Source organism: Amycolatopsis sp. SID8362, assembly GCF_010550475.1.
Taxonomy (GTDB): domain Bacteria; phylum Actinomycetota; class Actinomycetes; order Mycobacteriales; family Pseudonocardiaceae; genus Amycolatopsis; species Amycolatopsis eburnea.
The window spans coordinates 1-1,781 of the sequence record NZ_JAAGNB010001028.1; the positions used below are offsets into that span (position 1 = coordinate 1).

Below are 1,781 nucleotides of genomic sequence, written 5' to 3' on the forward strand. Positions count from 1 at the left end.
GGCCGTCAACGGTGGGGGTGGCGGTGGCCAGCAGCAGTGGCCGATCGGGCCGATGGCGGGCGAGCCGCCGCTGACGCTGTTCCGCGGCAAGGAACTGCGCGAGCTGCCCGCGGGCAGCGAGCTGGACCGCTTCGGTGGCCCGACCGGCAACCTGACGTACGCGGCGGGCACGCCGTTCGCCGAGCGGTCGCTGGTGCCGGAGTGGGTCAACCGCCCGTACCACGTCTACCGCGTGCAGCGGCCGCTGGAGACGCTCGCCGGCGTCGCGATCCCGTGGTTCAACCAGCCCGGCGGCGGGTCGGCGTACCTGCTGCCGGCGTCGATCGAGGAACTCCTCGCCGAGGGCGACCTGATCGAACTCGACCCGGGCGAACCCCCGGTCGACTGAGCACCATCCCGGGAACCGGCGGCTTCGGCCGCCGGTTCCCGTGCGTTCAGCGGATGACGAGCCCGTGGGCGGCGGCGAAGGCGAGCGCCGTCTCGACGTCGACCTCGGCGCCCCGCAGGTTCGCCTGGACGAGGGCGTTGGCGTCGAGGCGCGCACCACGCAGGTCGGCACCTTCGAACTTCGCGCCGTGCAGGCGGGCCCCGGTGAGATCGCTGCCGCGCAGGTCGGCGCCCGAGAGATCGGCGTCGGTCAGGTTGGCCTCCCGCAGCCGCAGCCCCGACAGGCCCAGCTTGCGCAGCCGCGCCTTCGCGAGCGACGTCAGCGAAAGGTCGCATTCGGTCAGCGCGATCCCGGCGAACCCGCTGTCGGTGAACGACGTCCCCAGCAGCGAGCACGACGTCCAGCGGCTCTCGGCGAGCACCGTCCGCTCGAAGGTGCACGAGCGGAACGCCGACGCGTCGTGGCGCGAACGCGAAAGGTCGGCCCGGCTGAACACGCAGTCGTCGAAGGTGCACCCGCGGGTCCGCAGCCCGCTGAGGTCCGCCCCGGTGAAGTCGCAGCCGGTGAACCGGCGCTTTTCCCACCACTGCCCCGACAGCACCGCTTCGCGGTAGTCCTCCCCGGTCTCCAGCACGGGCCCAGGGTTTCACACGAGCCCGCCGTCAGAGCTTCGCACCCTGGACGTACGCCATCGCTTCGATGTGCTCCGGCAGCTGGGCGCGGCGGGCCAGCTCGGCTTCGTCGAGGTCCTCGAGCCGCGTCTGGATCCACCACAGGTTGCCGAACGGATCACGGACGCGGCCGACGCGATCACCGAAGAACAGCACCGTCTGGCGCGTCACCTCGGTGGCGCCCGCGGCGATCGCGCGGCGCTGGGTTTCCTCGCTGTCGGGCACGTAGAGCCGCAGGAAGGCCGGGGTTTCGGCCCAATCGGCGGGTGCGTCGAACGCCATCACGACGGCGTCGCCGATGCGGACCTCGGCGTGCCCGATCCTGCCGTCGTCGCCGACGACGCAGCCGAGCTCTTCGGCGTCGAAGGCGCGCTTCAGGAAGTCGAGCAGCGCGGCGGTGTCGTGGCCGATGATCCACGGGGTGACGGTCGTGTAGCCGGCGGGAACGGGGCTGGCCATGGGTTTCCTCCTCGGTCGGGTGCCGGCCACGTTATTCGTGAATTAGGCCAGTTCCTGACCGCTGCATACTGGGGACCATGGGAGTTCCCCTGCGGCCGCTGGCGGTGGCCGGGGCACGGTCGGTCTACCGCGAAGTCGCCCCGCCGCCCGCGCTCGCCGACGTGCTGGTCTGCGGCTGGCACGGGCGCACCGGCTGGGCGCGGCCGCTGCGCGTCCTCCCGGACGGTTGCGCGGACCTGGTCTGGGACGGCGACGCGCTCACG

The 1,781-nt window shown here is 72.4% G+C and carries 4 protein-coding genes; 2 read left to right on the top strand and 2 right to left on the bottom strand.

The features are described from left to right. On the top strand, nucleotides 1–388 hold a 388-nt coding region (locus tag G3I65_RS32380), incomplete at its 5' end, for a TNT domain-containing protein (protein WP_160699470.1). Between the two features lie 46 nt (nucleotides 389–434). Here G3I65_RS32380 and G3I65_RS32385 read toward each other — a convergent pair. Together G3I65_RS32385 and G3I65_RS32390 are read right to left on the bottom strand one after the other, a co-directional pair. Then, nucleotides 435–1,022, bottom strand: coding sequence for a pentapeptide repeat-containing protein (locus G3I65_RS32385; RefSeq protein ID WP_160699471.1), 588 nt, complete (start codon nucleotides 1,020–1,022; stop codon nucleotides 435–437). A 28-nt stretch (nucleotides 1,023–1,050) separates the two neighbouring features. Then, a complete protein-coding gene (locus G3I65_RS32390; protein WP_160699472.1) occupies nucleotides 1,051–1,518 on the bottom strand; it encodes a VOC family protein in 468 nt (155 codons plus the stop codon). Between the two features lie 77 nt (nucleotides 1,519–1,595). Between G3I65_RS32390 and G3I65_RS32395 the strand changes: the two genes are divergently transcribed. Beyond that, nucleotides 1,596–1,781 (top strand): DUF6597 domain-containing transcriptional factor (locus G3I65_RS32395; protein WP_345944094.1); only part of this gene is annotated, 186 nt, incomplete at its 3' end.